Here is an 18,988-nt window from a genome sequence, read left to right as displayed (position 1 = left end):
ACCCCGGCGCAGCGGCAGGCCATCGGCCTGTGGGCAAGACCTTCGCCGTCCCGCGGCGAAGGTGCATCCGTCCAGCGATGCCACTCCACCGCGGCCCTGGACCCTTCCGGAGCCCGCCCCGATGCACTCCCAAAGTACCTCCGCCCCGCCTGGCATGGCCCCTCGCCCTGCAGCCGCGGCCATCCCCTGCCTGCATTCCCGGGGATCGCGAACCGCGGGGCGCCCGCCCGACGCCTGTTGACTCCTCCCATCCACGCCGACGCCGCCTGCACCCGCGGCGCGTCAGCCTCCGATTGCCTGACCCAAGCGAACCCACATGGACGCCCTGCTCAACCCTGAAATCTGGATCGCCCTGGCCACCCTCACCGCGCTGGAACTGGTGCTGGGTATCGACAACATCATCTTCATCTCGATCCTGGCCGGGCGCCTGCCGCCGGAGCAGCGCGACAAGGCGCGCAAGCTTGGCATCGCGGCCGCGGCCGTCAGCCGCCTGGGCCTGCTGTTCACCATCGCCTGGATCATCGGCCTGACCAGGCCGCTGTTCGAGCTGTTCGGCCATGCCTTCTCCTGGCGCGACCTGATCCTGATCGGCGGCGGCCTGTTCCTGATCGCCAAGGCCACCCATGAGATCCACCAGAAGATCGAGGGCGCCGGCATGGCCGAGGAAGGGCCCAACCTTGCCCGCGCCGCCACCTCCTTCGGCGGCGTGATCCTGCAGATCATGGTGCTGGACATCGTGTTCTCGCTGGACTCGATCATCACCGCCGTCGGCATGGTCGACGAGCGCTGGGTCATGGCCACCGCGATCCTGATCTCGATCGTGTTCATGATCGGCTTCGCCGGCCCCATCGGCGAGTTCGTCGAGCGCCACCCCACGGTCAAGGTGCTGGCGCTGAGCTTCCTGATCATGATCGGCCTGGTGCTGATCGCCGATGGCTTCGGCCAGCACATCCCGAAGGGCTACATCTACGCGGCGATGGCCTTCTCGGTGTTCGTGGAGATGATCAACCTCTGGGTGCGGCGACGCGAACTGGCCGCCGCCGCGCGGGCACGCGGGGAATAGGCCGCCGCACGGACTACCGGTCCCGCCTGTCGAAGGCGGGGCCGGCAGCGGATCAGGGCTGCCCGATCAGCCGCGCCACGGTGAAGCGCGGCAGCACGACACGGCAGTCGAAGGCCTCGTCGCCGCCATGCATGCCTACGGGCGCACCGGAGGTGACAGGCTGCGGGCCGCAACCGGCGGCAGGGCAGGCCCAGAAGGCGCCGGTCGAGGCGGTGATGTCGATCGACACCGGCGCCAGGTCCTGCAGGAAGGCACCCATCGGCTCCTGCATCCCTGGCGGGGCGTAACCAGGCCTGCCGCGCATCGCGTGCACGTTCCCCGCCAGCGCCAGCATCCGGCCGCGCGGCAGCGCCTCCCAGGCCTTGCGCACATGGTCGGCCATGGCCTTGTCGCGTCCGTCCCCATCGCCCACGTCGAAGGGCAGGATCGCCACGTCGCGACCCTGTGCCCGCAGCTGGCGCATGCGTTCGACCAGGTCGAGCATGTCCTCGCTGCGACGGCCGTCGTTCCGTTCCCGTGGCCTGGCCCAGTACGGGCGCTTGCGCAGGCGCTCGCGCGCGGCCTCGCTGCCATCGCCATCGAGATAGTCGGCCAGCGGGCGATGCTCGCTGCCGTGGATCTCCAACGCCAGCAGCAGCGGTCCCTTCCTGCTCCCACGCTCGGCCAGTCCGGCGACCAGCAGCGGAACCTCGCGGGTACCGTGCGCCTCGCCCAGCAGCACCATGCGCCGGTCACCCATGCATGCGGCCACGTGTTCGACCACGTGTTGCAGGTCGCTGTCACCTGCCGCTTCCCGTGCCGCCAGTGCTGGTGCCGGCGCGAGCGCCGCCAGCAGCAGGAGAGCGCCTGCCTTCCACTGCATCGCCTGTCTCCATGGCCGTCCACGGACAGGCGTGGTGGCAGGGACCTGCGGATTCAAGCCGGCGCCGCACTCCAGCGTTCCACCCGCACACGCGGCCATCGCTTGCCGCACCCCTGCGCCACCGCCAGAATCCGGCGGTCCACCCAAGGAGTCAGCCATGTCGCATGTACGCAAGGCGGCGCTGCCGCTACTGGTCGTAGCACTGGGCGCGGCGCTTGCCGCCTGCAGCCGCAACGAGCAGGCGGCCGATGCCGCCACCACGCCGGTCGCCGCACCGGAAGCCACGCCCGCCGCCGAGCCGGCCGGCGACAACGTCCACGCCTTCCAGATCGGCACGCTGCAGGCCGCGGCGCTGCGCGATGGCGGAATGTCCGTGCCCAACGACAACAACGTGTTCGGCGTCGGCCTCACCCCGGACGAGGTCGCCGGTGTACTCGCGGCCGCGGGACTCGAAACCGACCAGCTGCACCTGAGCGTGCAGCCGCTGCTGGTGCGCGACGGCGAGCGTGTGTACCTGTTCGACACCGGCGCCGGCGGCAACATGGGCGACAGCGCCGGCAAGCTGGGCGCCGCGCTACAGGCCGCAGGCGTCGAGCCGGCCCAGGTCACCGACGTCTTCATTTCCCACGCGCATGGCGACCATGTCGGCGGCCTGGTCGACGCAGCCGGCGCGCTGGCCTTCCCCAACGCCGCCATCCACATCTCGCAGCCGGAATGGGAAGACCTGCAGGCGCAGGCCAGCGGCGAAGGCGCGGCGATGGCCGGCCTGGTCGCGGCGATCACGCCGAAGGTCAGCACCTTCGCCCCGGACGCGGAACTGGTCGCCGGACGCGTGCAATCGCTGCCCACGCCGGGCCACACCCCCGGCCATGTCGCGTTCCGCATCAGCGCTGGTGAAGGCGAGACCCTGCTCTATGTCGGCGACCAGGTGCACCACCCGGTGATCTCGGTGCAGCGTCCGCAGTGGACGATCCGCTTCGACCGCGATCCGGCGGCAGGCGCGGCGCAGCGCGCAAGGACCCTGGAGGCCGCGGCCGACAGCGGCGAGCGCCTGTACTCGGTGCACTTCCCGTTCCCGGGCCTGGGCCGGATCGAGCGCGGCAGCGACGGCCAGCTGGCCTGGGTCGCTGAGTAACCGGCAGTAAGCGGCCGGACGTGCGCGCGATGCGCACGTCCGGCTGGCTCGGCGCGGAAGTCCGGGCTAGCAGGCTCAGCCCAGTAACAGCGGCAGCCAGTGGTCCACCAGCAGGAAGGCAAACAGCGCCATCAGGTACACGATCGAGTAGTTGAACACCCGCATCGCGTAGAACTCGTCCGGCGGATCGAGCAGGCGCCAGGCGTACCAGAGGAACACGCTGCCCAGCACCAGGGCACCGCCGAGGTAGAACAGGCCGCTCATGCCGAACAGCACCGGCAGCACCGTCACCTCGACCAGCAGCACGGTGTAGAACAGGATCTGCCAGCGGGTATAGGTCACGCCATGGGTGACCGGCAGCATCGGGATCAGCGCGCGCGCATAGTCCTCGCGGCGGAAGATCGCCAGCGCCCAGAAGTGCGGCGGGGTCCAGACGAAGATGATCAGCACCAGTAGCAGTGCATGCTGCCAGTCCCACGACCCCTGCATGTTGGTGACCGCGGCCCAGCCCAGCAGCGGCGGCGCGGCGCCGGCGACGCCGCCGATCACGATGTTCTGCGGCGTGGCGCGCTTGAGGTAGCCGGTGTAGATCACCGCGTAGCCGATCAGCGAGGCGAAGGTCAGCACCGCGGTGACGGTGTTCACCCACAGCACCAGCACCAGCATCGACAGCGCGCCCAGCGCCAGCGCGAACACCAGCACCTGCACTGGACGCAGCGCGCCGGTGGCCAGCGGACGGTGCGCGGTTCGCGCCATCACCTTGTCGATGCGCTGGTCGATCAGGTGGTTGATCGCCGCGGCCGAGGACGAGGCCAGCCAGATGCCGACCAGGCCCAGCACCGACTCGCGCAGCGGCGGCAGTCCCGGCACCGCCAGGAACATGCCGACCAGGGCGGTGAACACCAGCAGTGCGACCACGCGCGGCTTGGTCAGCTCCAGGTACTCGCGCCAGACGGGAATGGGCCTGCTCATGCGACCCGCTCGGGCTCGCGCAGGCGCGCCAGCAGGGTCACCAGCACGAACAGCAGGGCGGCGGCGCCGGCGTTGTGCGCGACCGCCACGTGCAGCGGCAGCGAAAGCTTCACGTTGAGGATGCCCAGACTGACCTGGACCAGCACCAGCACGCCCAGCAGCGACGACCAGCCGCGCATGCCCGGCAGGCGGTACAGGCGCACGGCCAGCACCAGCAGGTACAGCGCCGCGACCACCGCCATCATCCGGTGCGCCATCTGGATGGCGATGCGCGAGGCGCCGTCGAGCACGCCCCCTTCGTAGTCCACGCCGATCCCGCGCCACAGCACGAAGCCTTCGCGGAAGTCGGCCGGCGGCCACCACTGGCCCACGCAGCGCGGGAAATCGAGGTAGTGGTGCTCGGCCGTGGTCCAGCCGCCGCCGCCGCAAGCCAGCGCGGCGTAGTTGGCGCTGGTCCAGCCGCCCAGGGCGATCTGCACGCCCAGCACGACGATGCCGGCCACCAGCCAGCGCCGCAGCACGCGCGCGTCGGCCAGGCGGATCGGCAGGTTGGTCGCGCGCCAGGCCATCCACACCAGCAGCGAGAACGTGGTCAGGCCGCCCAGCAGGTGGCCCATGACGATGACCGGCTTTAGCAGCATGGTCACGGTCCACTTGCCCAGCAGGGCCTGGAACACGATCACCGCCAGGGTCAGCACCGCGGCGCGGGCCAGGTCGATGTTGGACCAGCGCATCGCGGCGATGAGCAGCACCGCCTCGCCGGCACCTGCCAGCGCGAACGCGAGCCCGATATGGCCATACATGTAGGCGGGGATCGCCGCCGCGACCAGCAGCGATGCGCCGATCACCAGCGAGACGCCGAAGCGGCGGCGACGCACGGCCAGCAGCGCCAGCAGCAGCACGATCACGCCGAGGCTGGCGGCGAGATGGCGGTGCACCTGCTCGCGCCAGGCCTTGTGGGTCTCGAACGGGCGGATCTCGCTGGCCGCGTGCGCGGCCGCGTCCTGCGCCGCAGAGGGCCAGGTGGCACGTCCATAGCAGGTCGGCCAGTCGGGGCAGCTGAGGCCGGCGTCGGACAGGCGCACGAAGGCGCCGAACACGACCACGCAGGCGGTCAGCGCCACCGCCAGCCAGGCGATGCGGTGGAAATGGCGTGCCAGCGTCGGGCGGACGAGCGCGTTCATCGGCAAGAGAACCTCACTTCAGTTTCAGCAGGCGCGCCACGTCGGTCCGCAGCCCGGCCGGGTCGGCGTTCGGCGGATAACGCAGGATCACGAAGCCGTTGGGATCGACCACGTACACCGGCGCGCCGGCTGGATCGGCAGAGCGCGGCAGCGCTTCGCGCAGGCTGGCGTCTTCCTGCAGCACGCGCACTTCCGGCAGCTGCGCGGCGGCGGCGGGCGCCTCGCCCAGCCACAGCACGTGCACCTGGTCGGCGTTGTGGCCGAACAGGCGCCAGACCTTGTCCAGCTGCGCCAGCAGTTCGTCGCAGGCGCCGGTGGCACAACCGGCGGACGATGGCACCGCGAGGATGCGCCAGATGCGGGTCTCCGGCTGCCACGCATAGGCCTCGCCAGAGGCCAGCTGCAGGCTGGACTGGCGCAGGTCGACCGGCGGGTTGAGCAGTTCGCCGTTGTTCTTCAGCCCGGCCGGCATCCAGCCGCTGAAGCGCAGCAGGCCGGCACCGAAGGCCGAGCCGAAAAACAGCAGGAACAGCGCGATCAGGACCAGCCGCCCACGGGCGGTGCGGTTTGCGTCGGTAGCGGAAGTGGTCATGTGCGCGATTTTCGCATGCCCGGCGATGCCCTGCCCTCGCCGGGCGCAGGGACTCAGCGTCGCCGGCGCAGGGTCAGCACCAGCGCGATCACCAGCACCGCCGCGGCCAGTGCGAACCACTGCACAGCATAGCCCAGGTGCCGGTCCGGCGGCAGGGTGTTGGGCAGTAGTTCCAAGTCGCGGGCGTAGCCGACGGAAAGCGCCGGATCCAGGCGCAGCACGCGTGGCGCCAGCGCCGGCTGGCCCAGGGCCTCGGCCACGACGGCCGGGTCCAGCGCCACCACCAGGGCGGTGCCGTCCGGCTCGCGCTGCACCGCAGGCGCGGCCAGCCCGCGCGAGGGCGGCGGCAGCAGCAGGCCGGAGACCGCCATGGCGCCTTCGGCCGGCAACGGGATCGCCGGCATGCTGCGGTCGCCCGGCAGCGGCAGCCAGCCCAGCTCCACCAGCAGCGGCACCGCGCCTTCGCCCTCGGGCAGGAACACGCGATAGGCGCGGATGCCCGGCTGCGAGGCGCGGTTCTGGTTGTCCAGCACCACCGCCGGCAGGTCCGCGAAGCGGCCGCGGCCGGCGGCCCAGTCGTATTCGCGGGCGCGCGCCGGGTCGGCGGCCAGTGCCAGCGGGCGGGCGCGGCGCTCGTCCAGCACCCGTGCCGAGGCCTCGAGCAGGTCCTGCTTGGCATGCATGCGCTTGAGCTGCCAGCTGCCGAGGCTGGCGCACACGGCCGCCACGCCCAGGGCCAGGCCCCAGCCCGCCCACAGCGGCATGCGCCGGCTCACGCCGCCACCACGCCCGCGGCCGCGCCGGGCTGCGATAATGGCCCACGCACATCCGCCCGCCACGAGCCCAAACCCGTGAACGACTCGCTGAAGACCCTCATCGTCGTCGCGTTCCTGCTGGTCATCATCTGGAACCTCGGCTCGGCGCTCTATTACCTCATGGTCGACCGCGGCGAGAGCAAGCGCACCGTGAACGCGCTGACCCGCCGCATCGCCCTGTCGATCGGCCTGATCCTGCTGGTGATCATCGGCATCTGGACCGGCGTGATACAGCCGCATGGGGTTGGCGGCTGAGCCGCCACCCCGTGATTCGTCATTGGTGATTGGTGATTCGAAACAACAAGGGCGCCTGACGGCGCCCTTGTTTCATGGGTCTTCGCCTTTGCGAATCCCCAATCACGAATCACCAATCACAAGACGTAAACAAAGAGGAACAGGCCCAGCCAGACCACGTCGACGAAGTGCCAGTACCAGGCGGCGGCTTCGAAGCCGAAGTGCTTGTCGCGGGTGAAGTGGCCCTTGAACGCGCGGAACCACATCACGATCAGCATGATCGTGCCCAGCAGCACGTGGGCGCCGTGGAAGCCGGTGAGCATGAAGAAGGTGGAACCGTAGATGCCCGAACCCAGGGTCAGGTTCAGCTCCTTGTAGGCGTGGATGTACTCCTCGGCCTGGAAGGTGAGGAACACCAGGCCCAGGGCAATGGTGGCGCCGAGCCAGAACAGCAGCTGGCCGCGCTTGCCGGACTTCAGCGCGTGGTGGGCGATGGTCAGGGTCGCGCCGGAGGTCAGCAGGATCAGGGTATTGAGCAGCGGCAGGCCCCAGGCCGGGATGGTCTGGAACTGGCCGCCGACGCCGCCCGGGCCGGCGCTCGGCCAGGCCGCGCTGAAGCCCTGCCACAGCAGCTCGTTGGTCATCACGCCGTCGCCTTCGCCGCCGAGCCACGGCAGCGCGAACTGGCGGGTGTAGAACAGCGCGCCGAAGAAGGCGCCGAAGAACATCACCTCGGAGAAGATGAACCACACCATCCCCATCCGGAAGGAGCCGTCGACCTGGCGGTTGTAGTTGCCGCCCTGCGATTCGCGGATGACCTCGCCGAACCAGTAGAACAGGGTGGCGATCATCATCGCCATGCCGATGAAGAACGAGTACTTGCCCCAGGCGATCTCGTTGAGCCAGGTGGCCACGCCGATCATCATCACGAACATCGACACCGAGGCGAAGATCGGCGCCTTGCTCTTGGCCGGCACGAAGTAGATGTTGGCGTCGGTCGGGGAATGGGCCATGGCGTGGATTCCGTTGCTCGGGTCAAGGCGCCGCGTGCGGCGCGGTGGAGGCCGTGCCCGCGCCCAGTTGCGCGGTCAGGGCTTCGTTCCTGAAGAAGGTATACGAGAGGGTGATGGTCTTCACGTCGGCCGGCAGGTCCGGGTCGACGATGAAGCGCACCGGCATATCGCGCTGTTCGCCCGGCTGCAGAGTCTGGGCGGTGAAGCAGAAGCACTCGGTCTTGGTGAAGTAGCCCGAGGCCCGCGCCGGCGCCACAGAGGGCACGGCGCTGCCGACGATCGCCCGGTCGCTCTCGTTGCGGGCGAAGTACACCGCCTCGTTGAGCTCGCCGGGAACCACCTGCATGGTCAGCTGCTCCGGGCTGAAGGCCCAGGGCAGCTTGGAGTTCACGCCGCCGTCGAACTGCACGGTGACGACGCGGTCCTTGCGCGCCCCGGCGCCGGCGACTACGCCGCGGGCCTGGCCGGTACCGCCCTCGAGGCGGATGCCGAACACCTTCTCGCAGGCGATCCGGTACAGCGGCACCAGCGAGAACGCGAACACGAACGCACCCAGCGACACGCCGGCGAGCTTCAGCCAGCCGCGGCTGCGCATTCCGTCGCGGGCCTGCGGAGCGCTCATGCGTTCAGCACCCCCGAAAGGATGAAGACGACATAGATCGCCAGCGCCACGCCGGCCACGATCCACGCGGTGCGCAGCACGCCGCTGCGGCGGCGGGCGGATTCATCGCGATGGTCGGGAGTCGGGCTCATCTGGATTCCGTCGCTGCGGACCGCCCGGGCGGGCGGTCCGTGCCGCTGCGCTTGCGCGCGGCGTCAGTGGGTGATGTCGCCGTGGGCCAGGTCGCCGTCCTTGATGACCGGCGGCACGGTGAAGGTGTGGTGCGGGGCCGGCGACGGGATGGTCCACTCCAGGCCGCGGGCGCCTTCCCAGGCACGCGCGTCGGCCTTGGCGCCGTTGCGCAGCGAGTGCCACAGGATGAATCCCATCAGGAACGGCGTGACGAACATGCCGAACGCGCCGATCGAGCTGACCAGGTTCCAGTCCGCGAACACCACGTTGTAGTCCGGGATGCGGCGCGGCATGCCGGCCAGGCCCAGGAAGTGCTGCGGGAAGAACAGCAGGTTGGCGAACACCACCGACCACCAGAAGTGGAACTTGGCCCAGGTCTCGTTGTACATGCGGCCGGTGAACTTCGGCCACCAGTAGTACACCGCGGCGATCAGGGCGAACACGGCGCCGGTAACCAGCACGTAGTGGAAGTGCGCCACCACGAAGTAGGTGTCGTGGTACTGGAAGTCGGCCGGGACGATGGCCAGCATCAGGCCCGAGAAACCGCCGATGGTGAACAGCAGGACGAAGGCGATCGACCACAGCATCGGCGCCTCGAAGGTCAGCGAGCCCTTCCACATGGTGGAGACCCAGTTGAAGACCTTCACGCCGGTCGGCACCGAGATCAGCATGGTGGCGAACATGAAGTAGATCTCGCCGCCCAGCGGCATGCCCACCGTGAACATGTGGTGCGCCCACACGATGAACGACAGGAAGGCGATCGCGGCGGTGGCGTACACCATGGCCTGGTAGCCGAACAGCGGCTTGCGGCTGAAGGTCGGGATGATCTCGCTGACCACGCCGAAGGCGGGCAGGATCATGATGTAGACCTCGGGATGGCCGAAGAACCAGAAGATGTGCTGGTACATCACCGGGTCGCCGCCGCCGGCGGCGTTGAAGAAGCTGGTGCCGAAGAACTTGTCGGTCAGCAGCATGGTCACCGCGCCGGCCAGCACCGGCATGACCGCGATCAGCAGGAACGCGGTGATCAGCCAGGTCCAGCAGAAGATCGGCATCTTCAGCAGGTCGATGCCCGGGGCGCGCATGTTGAGGATGGTCGCGATGATGTTGATCGCGCCCATGATCGAGCTGATGCCGGCCACGTGGATGGCGAAGATGGTGAAGGCCACGTTGTAGCCGCCCTGCAGCGACAGCGGCGGGTACAGGGTCCAGCCGCCGGCCGGGGCGCCGCCCGGCAGGAACAGCGACACCAGCAGCATGAAGAAGGCCACCGGCAGCAGCCAGAACGACCAGTTGTTCATGCGCGGCAGGGCCATGTCGGGCGCGCCGATCTGCAGCGGCACCATCCAGTTGGCCAGCCCGACGAAGGCCGGCATCACGCCGCCGAAGATCATGACCAGGGCGTGGACCGTGGTCATCTGGTTGAAGAACTCGGGGCTGACGTGCTGCAGGCCCGGCTGCATCAGCTCCAGGCGGATGATCACGCTCATCGCCGCGCCGATGATGAACATCACGAAGGAGAACAGCAGGTACAGCGTGCCGATGTCCTTGTGGTTGGTCGAGAAGAACCAGCGCTCGACGAACCCCTGGTGGTGGCCGTGGTGGTCGTCGTGGTGCTCGGCGGCGGTATGGGCCATGGCGTTGCTACCTCTGGAATGCGTTCTGCGTGGCGGCCGCCGCAGCGGCCGTGGCGTGCGTGATCAGGCGGCAGTGGCCGCTTCGGCCGGGGCTTCGGCCTCGTCGGCCGGCTGCTCCGTCCCGGCCGGCGCGGCGGCGTCGGCCGGGGCCTCGCCCGCGTCCTCCGCGGGGGCTTCCGGCGCGGCCGCGGCGGGCTTCCTCGAGGCCAGCCAGCGCGCGAATTCCTCCTTGGACACGGCCTCGACCACGATCGGCATGAACGCGTGGTCCTTGCCGCACAGCTCGGCGCACTGCCCGCGGTAGATGCCCGGGGTCTTGATCTCGGTCCAGGCCTCGTTGATCAGGCCGGGGATGGCGTCCTGCTTCCAGCCCAGCGCCGGCACCCACCAGGAGTGGATGACGTCGTCGGCGGTGATGACGAAGCGGATCTTGGTGTCGACGGGCAGCACCAGGCGGTTGTCCACCTCGAGCAGGTAGTGCGGGTACTTCTCCGGGTCCGGACGCTCGCCGCTCTGGCGGATGCGGTCGTGCTCGCGGTCCAGGCGGCTGGTGATGCTGACGTTCTCGCCCAGGTAGTCGTACTTCCACATCCACTGGTAGCCGGTGACCTTGACGGTCATCTCGGAGTCGCGGGTGTCGTACATGGCGATCAGCTTGGCCGTGGCCGGCCAGGCCATGGCGATCAGGATCAGCACCGGGACCACGGTCCAGACCAGCTCGGCCGTGGTGTTGTGGCTGAACTGGGCGGCGACCGCGCCCTTGGACTTGCGGAAGCGGACCACCGCCACCGCCATCGCGCCGAACACCACGATGCCGATGGCCACGCAAACCCACAGCGCGACCATGTGCGCGTCATAGGCGTGCTGCGAGGAAGCGGTAACGCCGCGCCCCATGTTCAGCTGCCACCGCTGCGGGTCCGCCGACTGGGCCCAGGCCAGCAACGGAGCCGCCATCAGCGCGCCCGCGGCCACCCAACGCTTCCACCATCCCTTCGCTTGCATCATTGCCTAGACCCTGGTTGCGTCATCGGTTGCGGCCGCTTGCGGCCGCCAGGAATTCCCTCAGGCAGCCTGCCAGCTGCCTGCGTTCGCCGGGCCCGAGGAAGGTTCCAACTTCCACGTCCCGGCCGCCGGAAGAAAGCATGACCATGCCATCTTCCGGTGCCACCTGCAGCCTCACCCAGTACGGATGGGCGCTGAATACCGTCTCGGCGCCACGGCGGACTTCCACCGCCTGCGGGCCGATGGCGATTTCCTCGCCGCGTTCCCCGTTGCTCCACAGCACCCGCAACGCCAGCGCCACCCCTGCGCTGTGCAGCAGGGCGAACACCGGCGCGAAGGCATTGCCGGCAAGCCAGCCGAGGCCGGCCGCCAGCCACATCGCCCCCGCCAGCGCGGCGAACAGCGCCCTGAACTGGGATGCCGTCAGGGCCCGCGGCGGGCGCAGCCTCAACTGCGCGCCGGCATCGCCTGGCCTGCCTGGCACCACCTCGATCACGTCGCCAACCGCCGCTCGCAGCTGCGGAAAACCGAAAGATGGTAAGCGTGAACCACGGGCAGCGGCAACCCGCATTGATCGAGGACAAGGCCCGGCCACGCCCGCCATGGCAAAGGGGAGGCCGTGGCCGCGCCGGCGCGCCCGTCCGCGGCCACGCCGGCCGCTCCATCTAGAATGTGGCACCGCCCTCCACGCCATCCCCGGACCCCTGCCCCGTGAAGCCGAGCCCGCTCGCCGTGGATGCCGCCGAGGTCGAGGCACTGTTCGACTCGATCCCGGACGTACTGTTCTTCATCAAGGACCGCGAGGGCCGCTACACCCACGTCAACGCCACCATGCTGCGCCGCCTGGGGCTGCGCTCGCGCCGGGAGATCATCGGCAGGCGCGCCAGCGAGGTGTATCCGAGCGGCCTGGGCGCCACCTATGGCCTGCAGGACCAGCAGGTCCTGGAAGGGGCGGTGATCGACAACCTGCTGGAGCTGCATCTGTTCTCCGACCAGGAGCCGGGCTGGTGCCTGACCTGCAAGCGGCCGCTGCGGGTGGACGGGCAGGTGGCCGGGCTGGTGGGCATCTCCCGCGACCTGGCCGGCCGCGAGGGCCTGGAGGCGGACTACCGCTCCCTGCGCGAGGCGCTGGTGCACATGAACCGGCACTACGCCCACAACATCCGGGTCCAGGACCTGCTGCACATCACCGGCTTCTCCGAGTCCAAGCTCGAGCGCACCTTCCAGAAGGTGTTCCAGCTGTCGCCGCTGCAGCTGCTGACCCGGGTCCGGATCCAGGCGGCGATGCACCGCCTGCAAGGCCCCGGCAGCATCGCCGCGATCGCCCAGGCCTGCGGGTTCTCCGACCAGAGCGCTTTCACCCGCAGGTTCGTGGCGATGGTGGGGATGACCCCGGGCGAGTACCGGCGGCTGCGGACCGACTGAGCCGCCGGCCCCGCGGGAAACGGTTCAGACGGCCGCGGCCAGCCGGTCCCAGCGCGCCATGGCCGCGCCCCTGATTCGGCCAAGGTCGTCCTCGTCCAGGTATTCGGCGAAGTATTCCAGGCCATCGTCCACGTGCTGCCCGAAGCGGCGGCGGGCCCGGGCCGGGTCCTGGCCGGGCGCGGGGTCCAGCGGGCCGGGGAGCTCGAACTCGGTACCCACCGCGGCCCGGAACGCCGCGGCGCCGTCGGGGCTGTCCAGATAATCCTCCAGGCCCCCCTCCTCGAGCCACCCGCCGAACTGCTCGTCGCCGTGCTGGCCGCCCAGCCGCCACAGGCGCGCGGCCGCCAGGCCCACGGTGGCCGGGCCCCAGCCATGGCTGGCGATGATTCCGTCCATCTCCGCGGCCTGGTGGACCTCGTGGTCCAGGTCGCAGGAGGCCAGGTATTCCAGGTAGGCGGGCAGCCAGCGCAGGTCGGCCATGGCCAGGTACGCCGCGCCGGCCGAGCCGGTGGGGGTTTCCTCGTCGGCCCAGGGGCGCCGCCGCGGCCCGCCGGCGGTCGCCTGGACCAGCGCGTGGACGTGGTCGTGCAGGGCGGGGAAGGCGCAGGCCTGACGGTAGACCTCGTGCTCGCCGGCGACGGGGGTGCCGTCGCTTTCCAGCCAGAAGGTCCACTCCTGCGGCGGCGCCGGGTCCGCCCAGGGGTGCTGGCGCAGGTGGCCGTGCACGGCCTCCAGCACCTGCCGGCACGCCTCCTGCTGCAGCTGTTCCGGATCATCTACGGCGACCTGCGCAACCGCACCGGCACCACTGACATGGACGTCCATTCCCTTCTCCTTCCCTGGATAAAGGCCAGAAGGCTAGGCGTTCGACCCGGTTTGTGCCAGCCCCCGCGCGCGCGCCGGGGGAATCGATCAATCCAGCGCGAGCGCCGGCGGCGAAGATTCGCTCGAGTACGCGGCATTCCGTCGCCCCTGCAGAGCCTGCTCATGTCCGCCCTGTCCGCCCGCCAACCGGCCCCGCCGCCGGGCCCGGTTTCGCCCCTGCGCGCCGCCATCACCGACGCCTGGCTGCGCGATGAGACCACCCACGTGCGCGAACTGCTGGACCAGGCCCGGCTGGACCCGGCCCGGCAGGCCGAAGTGGACGCACTGGCGGCCGACCTGGTGCGCCGGGTGCGTGCCCGCGCCGGCGACCAGGGCGCGATCGAGGCCTTCATGCGCCAGTACGACCTGGGCAGCGAGGAGGGCGTGCTGCTGATGTGCGTGGCCGAGGCACTGCTGCGCATCCCGGACCAGGAGACCGCCGACAAGCTGATCCGCGACAAGCTCGGCGACGCCGACTGGGAAAAGCACCTGGGCCAGAGCGAATCGGTGCTGGTCAACGCCTCGACCTGGGGGCTGATGCTCACCGGCCGCCTGGTCAACCTCAACGACATGACCCGCCACGACGTGCCCGGTGCGTTCAAGCGCCTGGTCGGCCGCGTCGGCGAGCCGGTGGTGCGCCTGGCCGTGCGCCAGGCGATGCGGATCATGGGCCACCAGTTCGTCATGGGCCGCACCATCGGCGAGGCCCTGGCGCGCTCGAGGAAGGGCGGCAACGCCAGCTACCGCTACTCGTTCGACATGCTCGGCGAGGGCGCGCTGACCATGAAGGACGCGCGGCGCTACCTGCAGGCCTACCGCGACGCGATCCACGCCATCGGCCGCAGCGGCGACTTCAAGGGCAGCGACGTGTTCGCCGCGCCCAGCATCTCGATCAAGCTCTCGGCGCTGTTCCCGCGCTACGAGCACGCCAAGCGCGAGCGGGTGATGGCCGAGCTGGCGCCGGCGGTGCTCGAGCTTGCGCAGCTGGCCCGCTCCTACGGCATCGGCTACACCGTCGACGCCGAGGAGAGCGACCGCCTGGAGCTGTCGCTGGACATCATCGAGGCCACCTTCTCCGATCCCTCGCTGGAGGGCTGGGAAGGCTACGGCCTGGCGGTGCAGGCCTACCAGAAGCGCGCGCCGTACGTGATCGACTTCCTCGCCGCCCTGGCCCGCCGCGTCGGCCGCCGCATCCCGGTGCGCCTGGTCAAGGGCGCGTACTGGGACGCGGAGGTCAAGCGCGCCCAGGTCGAGGGCCTGCCGGGCTATCCGGTGTTCACCCGCAAGCAGAACACCGACGTGTCCTACCTGGCCACGGCGCGACGCATGTTCGAGCACGGCGACGCGATCTACCCGATGTTCGCCACCCACAACGCGCAGACCATCGCCGCGATCCGCGCCATCGCCGATGGCCGCCCGTACGAGCACCAGAAGCTGCACGGCATGGGCGACGACCTCTACGCCGAGGTGGTGCCGGCCGACCGCCTGGGCGTGCCCTGCCGCGTATACGCGCCGGTGGGCAGCCACGAGGACCTGCTGCCGTACCTGGTCCGCCGCCTGCTCGAGAACGGCGCCAACTCCAGCTTCGTCAACCGCATCACCGACGAGGACGTGCCGGTGGCCGAGCTGGTGCGCGACCCGGTGGCCGTGGTCTCCGGTTTCGACTCCATCCCCCACCCGCGCATCCCGCTGCCGCGCGACCTCTACACCCACCAGGGTTTCGACAGGGACAACTCCATGGGTCTCAACCTCGCCGACGACAACACGCTGAAGGAACTGGCCGCGCAGATGGCCACGCATACCGGCCCATGGCGCGCCGCGCCGCTGGTACCGGGCTCGCCGGCGCCGTCCGGCGAGCCGATCCTGGTGCGCAACCCGGCCGACCGCCGCCAGGTCGTCGGCCAGTGGCAGGCCGGCGACGCGGCCATCGTGGACCGCGCCCTGGCCAGTGCCGTGGCCGCGCAGCCGACCTGGGACCGCACCCCGGCCGCCAGCCGTGCCGCGATCCTGGAGCATGCGGCGAACCTGCTCGAGCAGCGCATGCCGCAGTTCATGGCCATGTGCGTGCGCGAGGCCGGCAAGACCATCCCCGATTCGGTGGCCGAGGTGCGCGAGGCGGTCGACTTCCTGCGCTACTACGCCGCCCAGGCGCGGGCAAGGTTCGGCGCGCCGGAGCAGATGCCCGGGCCGACCGGCGAATCCAACCAGCTGCAGCTGCAGGGCCGCGGCGTGTTCGTGTGCATCAGCCCGTGGAACTTCCCGCTGGCGATCTTCCTCGGCCAGGTGGCCGCGGCGCTGGCCGCCGGCAACGCGGTCGTGGCCAAGCCCGCCGAACAGACCAGCCTGGTCGGCCATGCCGCGGTGAAGCTGCTGCACGAGGCCGGCATCCCGGAAGCGGTGCTGCAGTTCGTGCCCGGCGACGGCGCCACCGTGGGCGCGGCGCTGACCTCGGATGCACGCGTGGCCGGCGTGGCCTTCACCGGTTCGACCGAGACCGCGCGTGCGATCAACCGCGCCCTGGCCGCGCGCGAGGACGCCGGCATCGCCGTGCTGATCGCCGAGACCGGCGGCCAGAACGCGCTGGTCGCCGACTCCTCGGCCCTGCCCGAACAGCTGGTCAAGGACGCCATCGCCAGCGCGTTCACCTCCGCCGGCCAGCGCTGCTCGGCCGCGCGCGTGCTGTTCGTGCAGGAGGACATCGCCGACAAGGTGGCGACCATGCTCGCCGGCGCCATGGCCGAGCTGCAGGTCGGCGACCCGGCCCTGCTGTCCACCGACGTCGGCCCGGTGATCGACGCCGACGCGCTGGAGATGCTCAAGGCCCACGCCGCGCGCATGGACCGCGAGGCGCGCGCGATCGCCACCGCGCCGCTGGACGGCGCGCTGGCGCACGGCAGCTTCTTCGCCCCGCGCGCCTACGAGCTGCAGTCGCTGGCGCAGCTGCAGCGCGAGGTGTTTGGTCCGGTGCTGCACCTGGTCCGCTGGAAGGCAGGGCAGCTGGACGCGGTGATCGAGCAGGTCAACGCCACCGGCTACGGCCTCACCCTGGGCATCCACTCGCGCATCGACGAGACCGTCGAGCGCATCGTGTCGCGGGCGAAGGTCGGCAACGTCTACGTCAACCGCAACCAGATCGGCGCGGTGGTCGGCGTGCAGCCGTTCGGCGGCCAGGGCCTGTCCGGCACCGGCCCCAAGGCCGGCGGCCCGCACTACCTGCTGCGCTTCGCCACCGAGAAGACGGTGACGGTCAACACCACCGCCGCCGGCGGCAACGCATCGCTGCTGACCCTGGGCGACTGAGCGTGGCGCGTGCGGCCGGATGCATCGCGTCCGGCCGCGCCACTGAAAGCCGTCACCACATGGCGAGGGCGTTGCCAGCCATGTGCGCAAGGATGGGAGCCCACAAGGTCCCGGTCCGCCAGTACAGCCCGGCGAAAACCGCGCCCGCGTTCAAATAGGCGATCCACAGCAGGCCGGTCGCCCACCACGGCCCTTCGGAGAACCCCGGGACCTCGTGCATGCAGGCGAACATCACGCTGGTCAGCACCAGGCCCAGCCAGGGCCGCCCGGCGCGGAGGAAGCGCCCGAACAACAGGCGGCGAAATGCCAGCTCCTCGGCTACCGGACCCAGGACGCAGACGGATAGCCATGCCAGCCAAGGTGAAGCACCCATCGCCTCGACGATAGGCGCGTGGTTGGAGGCCACAAGCGGTTGCCCGGCCCATTCGCTGACCCGGAGCACCACGAAGTCCATGACTTCCATGGCGAGCACGCCAAGCACGATCCAGCCCCAGGTGGGCAGCCGGCGCAGGGCGGCGTTGGCCAGGGCCATATCCGTTGCGGTGATCCTGCAGCGGTAATGACAGGCGATCACTGCCGTCAGCAGCATCACCAGCATCAACTCCGGGATCTCGGGCAGTGGCGTGCCCATGGCCTTCATGGGCCAGGCGACCAGAAGCATCACCAGGAGCCAGACCGGCACCTGCATGAAGACCAGGAACAACACGTCCTTGGTGGCCGCCCCAGCCAGCGACAGCTCGCCTTCCTCCAGTTCCGGGGTCGCTTCGTTGGCGGTTCCTGCATCCATGCCTGCCGCTCCTTGCCTGGTGGGTGGGCGCGTCAGCCGGCGACCAGGCGCACCCGCGCGAAGTTGCGCTTGCCCACCTGCAGCACGCCCTCGAAGCCGGGGGCGAACACCTGCGAGGCATCCTCGACCACTTCGCCATCGACCTTGACCGCGCGTTCCTTGAGCTTGCGGTTGGCCTCGGAATTGGACGGGGTGATGCCGGCGGCGGTCAGCAGCGCGGCGAGGCGCAGGCCCTCGGCCGGCACCGCCACGTCCTGCAGCGGCAGCAGCGAGGTATCGCCCTGGCCGGTGACCGCGGCATGCCAGCCGGCGATCGCGGTCCCGGCCGCAGCGGCGTCGTGGAAGCGGGTGGCCAGCTCGCGCGCCAGGCGCAGCTTGATGTCGCGCGGGTTGAGGCCTGCGGCCACCTCCTCGCGCAACTTCTTCGCCTCGGCCGTGGAGATCTCGAAGCTGAGCAGTTCGATCCACTTCCACATCAGCTCGTCGCCGATCTTCATGGTCTTGTTGACGATGTCGATCGCAGGCTCGGCGATGCCGATGTAGTTGCCCAGCGACTTGCTCATCTTGTTGACGCCGTCCAGGCCTTCCAGCAGCGGCATGGTCAGCACGATCTGCGGGGCCTGGCCGTAGTGTTCCTGCAGGCCGCGGCCCATCAGCAGGTTGAACTTCTGGTCGGTGCCACCGAGCTCCACGTCGGCCTTCAGCGCCACCGAGTCGTAGCCCTGGACCAGCGGGTACAGGAACTCGTGGATGGCGATGGACTGCTGCGCGGCGAAGCGCTTGGAGAAGTCGTCGCGCTCGAGCATGCGTGCCACGGTGTGCTGGCCGGCGAGCCGGATCATGTCGGCGGCCGACATCTGCCCGAACCACTCGCTGTTGAAGCGGACCTCGGTGCGCTCGCGGTCCAGGACCTTGAACACCTGCTCGGCGTAGGTCTCGGCGTTGGCCAGCACGTCCTCGCGGGTCAGCGGCTTGCGGGTGGCGCTCTTGCCGGTGGGGTCGCCGATCATCCCGGTGAAGTCGCCGATCAGGAAGATCACCTGGTGGCCCAGGTCCTGGAACTGGCGCATCTTGTTCAGCAGCACCGTATGACCCAGGTGCAGGTCCGGGGCGGTGGGGTCGAAACCGGCCTTGACCCGCAGCGGCCGTCCCGTCTTCAGCCGCGCCTCCAGCTCGTCGCGCTTGAGGATCTCATCGGCGCCGCGGCCGATCAGGGCAAGGGATTCTTCGACGGAGGACACAGGCTGCTCCAGCAGGAAAAGACGGGGGGTGGGACTGACAAACTTGAACGCCATGTTAAGTGCTAGTTA

General features: G+C 69.9%; 19 protein-coding genes. 5 read left to right on the top strand and 14 right to left on the bottom strand.

The genetic code is table 11. The features are described 5' to 3' along the window. Positions 1-316: 316 nt before the first annotated feature. Complete coding sequence (locus PSESU_RS00925; RefSeq protein WP_013533878.1) at positions 317-1,063, top strand: TerC family protein; 747 nt, start codon at positions 317-319, stop codon at positions 1,061-1,063. Positions 1,064-1,115: 52 nt separating this feature from the next. On the opposite strand, the gene PSESU_RS00920 is transcribed toward PSESU_RS00925, so the two are convergent. Continuing rightward, complete coding sequence (locus PSESU_RS00920; RefSeq protein WP_013533877.1) at positions 1,116-1,925, bottom strand: hypothetical protein; 810 nt, start codon at positions 1,923-1,925, stop codon at positions 1,116-1,118. Positions 1,926-2,082: 157 nt separating this feature from the next. Between PSESU_RS00920 and PSESU_RS00915 the strand changes: the two genes are divergently transcribed. Then, positions 2,083-3,060 carry an MBL fold metallo-hydrolase gene (locus PSESU_RS00915; RefSeq protein WP_013533876.1) on the top strand — a complete coding sequence of 326 codons (978 nt, stop codon included), beginning with the start codon at positions 2,083-2,085 and terminating at the stop codon, positions 3,058-3,060. Between the two features lie 75 nt (positions 3,061-3,135). On the opposite strand, the gene PSESU_RS00910 is transcribed toward PSESU_RS00915, so the two are convergent. From PSESU_RS00910 to PSESU_RS00895, 4 genes are read right to left on the bottom strand one after another with little or no spacing between them, the layout of a single operon-like run. Then, positions 3,136-4,032 (bottom strand): heme o synthase, encoded by an 897-nt coding sequence (locus PSESU_RS00910; RefSeq protein ID WP_013533875.1) that lies wholly within the window; start codon positions 4,030-4,032, stop codon positions 3,136-3,138. Beyond that, the gene (locus PSESU_RS00905) at positions 4,029-5,216 is read right to left on the bottom strand and encodes a COX15/CtaA family protein (protein ID WP_013533874.1); all 1,188 of its coding nucleotides are present in this window, start codon (positions 5,214-5,216) and stop codon (positions 4,029-4,031) included. Before PSESU_RS00905 ends, PSESU_RS00910 begins: the two co-directional genes overlap by 4 nt. A 13-nt stretch (positions 5,217-5,229) precedes the next feature. Continuing rightward, a complete protein-coding gene (locus tag PSESU_RS00900; protein WP_013533873.1) occupies positions 5,230-5,808 on the bottom strand; it encodes a hypothetical protein in 579 nt (192 codons plus the stop codon). A 53-nt stretch (positions 5,809-5,861) separates the two neighbouring features. Next, positions 5,862-6,572 (bottom strand): SURF1 family protein, encoded by a 711-nt coding sequence (locus tag PSESU_RS00895; RefSeq protein WP_013533872.1) that lies wholly within the window; start codon positions 6,570-6,572, stop codon positions 5,862-5,864. 87 nt (positions 6,573-6,659) lie between these two features. On the opposite strand from PSESU_RS00895, the gene PSESU_RS00890 reads away from it, so the two are divergent. Further along, on the top strand, positions 6,660-6,878 hold the full coding sequence (locus PSESU_RS00890; protein ID WP_013533871.1) for a twin transmembrane helix small protein: 219 nt from the start codon (positions 6,660-6,662) through the stop codon (positions 6,876-6,878). Positions 6,879-6,994: 116 nt separating this feature from the next. Here PSESU_RS00890 and PSESU_RS00885 read toward each other — a convergent pair whose 3' ends face one another. The 6 genes from PSESU_RS00885 to PSESU_RS00865 all read right to left on the bottom strand — a co-directional run bounded on the left by PSESU_RS00885 (position 6,995) and on the right by PSESU_RS00865 (position 11,798). Then, positions 6,995-7,870, bottom strand: coding sequence for a cytochrome c oxidase subunit 3 (locus PSESU_RS00885; RefSeq protein WP_013533870.1), 876 nt, complete (start codon positions 7,868-7,870; stop codon positions 6,995-6,997). A 22-nt stretch (positions 7,871-7,892) separates the two neighbouring features. After that, complete coding sequence (locus PSESU_RS00880) at positions 7,893-8,492, bottom strand: cytochrome c oxidase assembly protein (protein ID WP_013533869.1); 600 nt, start codon at positions 8,490-8,492, stop codon at positions 7,893-7,895. Then, positions 8,489-8,623 carry a hypothetical protein gene (locus PSESU_RS16525; RefSeq protein WP_013533868.1) on the bottom strand — a complete coding sequence of 45 codons (135 nt, stop codon included), beginning with the start codon at positions 8,621-8,623 and terminating at the stop codon, positions 8,489-8,491. The genes PSESU_RS00880 and PSESU_RS16525 overlap by 4 nt, the downstream gene beginning before the upstream one ends. A gap of 63 nt (positions 8,624-8,686) precedes the next feature. After that, complete coding sequence (gene ctaD, locus PSESU_RS00875; RefSeq protein WP_013533867.1) at positions 8,687-10,300, bottom strand: cytochrome c oxidase subunit I; 1,614 nt, start codon at positions 10,298-10,300, stop codon at positions 8,687-8,689. Positions 10,301-10,363: 63 nt separating this feature from the next. Next, entirely contained in the window at positions 10,364-11,305 is a 942-nt protein-coding gene (coxB, locus tag PSESU_RS00870; protein WP_013533866.1) for a cytochrome c oxidase subunit II, read from the bottom strand. Positions 11,306-11,324: 19 nt separating this feature from the next. Beyond that, the gene (locus tag PSESU_RS00865) at positions 11,325-11,798 is read right to left on the bottom strand and encodes a DUF2244 domain-containing protein (RefSeq protein ID WP_013533865.1); all 474 of its coding nucleotides are present in this window, start codon (positions 11,796-11,798) and stop codon (positions 11,325-11,327) included. A gap of 215 nt (positions 11,799-12,013) precedes the next feature. Between PSESU_RS00865 and PSESU_RS00860 the strand changes: the two genes are divergently transcribed. Continuing rightward, positions 12,014-12,727: an AraC family transcriptional regulator gene (locus tag PSESU_RS00860; RefSeq protein WP_013533864.1), complete on the top strand. Its 714-nt coding sequence runs from the start codon at positions 12,014-12,016 to the stop codon at positions 12,725-12,727. A gap of 24 nt (positions 12,728-12,751) precedes the next feature. Here PSESU_RS00860 and PSESU_RS00855 read toward each other — a convergent pair whose 3' ends face one another. Further along, positions 12,752-13,552 (bottom strand): hypothetical protein, encoded by an 801-nt coding sequence (locus PSESU_RS00855; protein ID WP_013533863.1) that lies wholly within the window; start codon positions 13,550-13,552, stop codon positions 12,752-12,754. 162 nt (positions 13,553-13,714) lie between these two features. On the opposite strand from PSESU_RS00855, the gene putA reads away from it, so the two are divergent. Continuing rightward, positions 13,715-16,891 carry a bifunctional proline dehydrogenase/L-glutamate gamma-semialdehyde dehydrogenase PutA gene (gene putA / locus PSESU_RS00850; protein ID WP_013533862.1) on the top strand — a complete coding sequence of 1,059 codons (3,177 nt, stop codon included), beginning with the start codon at positions 13,715-13,717 and terminating at the stop codon, positions 16,889-16,891. 52 nt (positions 16,892-16,943) lie between these two features. Here putA and PSESU_RS00845 read toward each other — a convergent pair whose 3' ends face one another. Together PSESU_RS00845 and tyrS are read right to left on the bottom strand one after the other, a co-directional pair. Next, entirely contained in the window at positions 16,944-17,678 is a 735-nt protein-coding gene (locus PSESU_RS00845; RefSeq protein ID WP_013533861.1) for a CPBP family intramembrane glutamic endopeptidase, read from the bottom strand. Between the two features lie 32 nt (positions 17,679-17,710). Further along, positions 17,711-18,919, bottom strand: coding sequence for a tyrosine--tRNA ligase (gene tyrS, locus PSESU_RS00840; RefSeq protein ID WP_041763712.1), 1,209 nt, complete (start codon positions 18,917-18,919; stop codon positions 17,711-17,713). Between the last annotated feature and the right edge of the window lie 69 nt (positions 18,920-18,988).

Source organism: Pseudoxanthomonas suwonensis 11-1 (assembly GCF_000185965.1).
Taxonomy (GTDB): domain Bacteria; phylum Pseudomonadota; class Gammaproteobacteria; order Xanthomonadales; family Xanthomonadaceae; genus Pseudoxanthomonas; species Pseudoxanthomonas suwonensis_A.
Note: the sequence above shows the minus strand (reverse complement) of the source record. Positions and strands in the feature narration are given on the sequence as shown.

Excerpts from the sequence above, each read along its gene's own strand:
- PSESU_RS00925 (WP_013533878.1), top strand. The coding sequence starts at position 317 with ATGGACGCCCTGCTCAACCCTGAAATCTGGATCGCCCTGGCCACCCTC.
- PSESU_RS00920 (WP_013533877.1), bottom strand. The coding sequence starts at position 1,925 with ATGCAGTGGAAGGCAGGCGCTCTCCTGCTGCTGGCGGCGCTCGCGCCG.
- PSESU_RS00915 (WP_013533876.1), top strand. The coding sequence starts at position 2,083 with ATGTCGCATGTACGCAAGGCGGCGCTGCCGCTACTGGTCGTAGCACTG.
- PSESU_RS00910 (WP_013533875.1), bottom strand. The coding sequence starts at position 4,032 with ATGAGCAGGCCCATTCCCGTCTGGCGCGAGTACCTGGAGCTGACCAAG.
- PSESU_RS00905 (WP_013533874.1), bottom strand. The coding sequence starts at position 5,216 with ATGAACGCGCTCGTCCGCCCGACGCTGGCACGCCATTTCCACCGCATC.
- PSESU_RS00900 (WP_013533873.1), bottom strand. The coding sequence starts at position 5,808 with ATGACCACTTCCGCTACCGACGCAAACCGCACCGCCCGTGGGCGGCTG.
- PSESU_RS00895 (WP_013533872.1), bottom strand. The coding sequence starts at position 6,572 with ATGCCGCTGTGGGCGGGCTGGGGCCTGGCCCTGGGCGTGGCGGCCGTG.
- PSESU_RS00885 (WP_013533870.1), bottom strand. The coding sequence starts at position 7,870 with ATGGCCCATTCCCCGACCGACGCCAACATCTACTTCGTGCCGGCCAAG.
- PSESU_RS00880 (WP_013533869.1), bottom strand. The coding sequence starts at position 8,492 with ATGAGCGCTCCGCAGGCCCGCGACGGAATGCGCAGCCGCGGCTGGCTG.
- PSESU_RS16525 (WP_013533868.1), bottom strand. The coding sequence starts at position 8,623 with ATGAGCCCGACTCCCGACCATCGCGATGAATCCGCCCGCCGCCGCAGC.
- ctaD (WP_013533867.1), bottom strand. The coding sequence starts at position 10,300 with ATGGCCCATACCGCCGCCGAGCACCACGACGACCACCACGGCCACCAC.
- coxB (WP_013533866.1), bottom strand. The coding sequence starts at position 11,305 with ATGATGCAAGCGAAGGGATGGTGGAAGCGTTGGGTGGCCGCGGGCGCG.
- PSESU_RS00855 (WP_013533863.1), bottom strand. The coding sequence starts at position 13,552 with ATGGACGTCCATGTCAGTGGTGCCGGTGCGGTTGCGCAGGTCGCCGTA.
- putA (WP_013533862.1), top strand. The coding sequence starts at position 13,715 with ATGTCCGCCCTGTCCGCCCGCCAACCGGCCCCGCCGCCGGGCCCGGTT.
- PSESU_RS00845 (WP_013533861.1), bottom strand. The coding sequence starts at position 17,678 with ATGGATGCAGGAACCGCCAACGAAGCGACCCCGGAACTGGAGGAAGGC.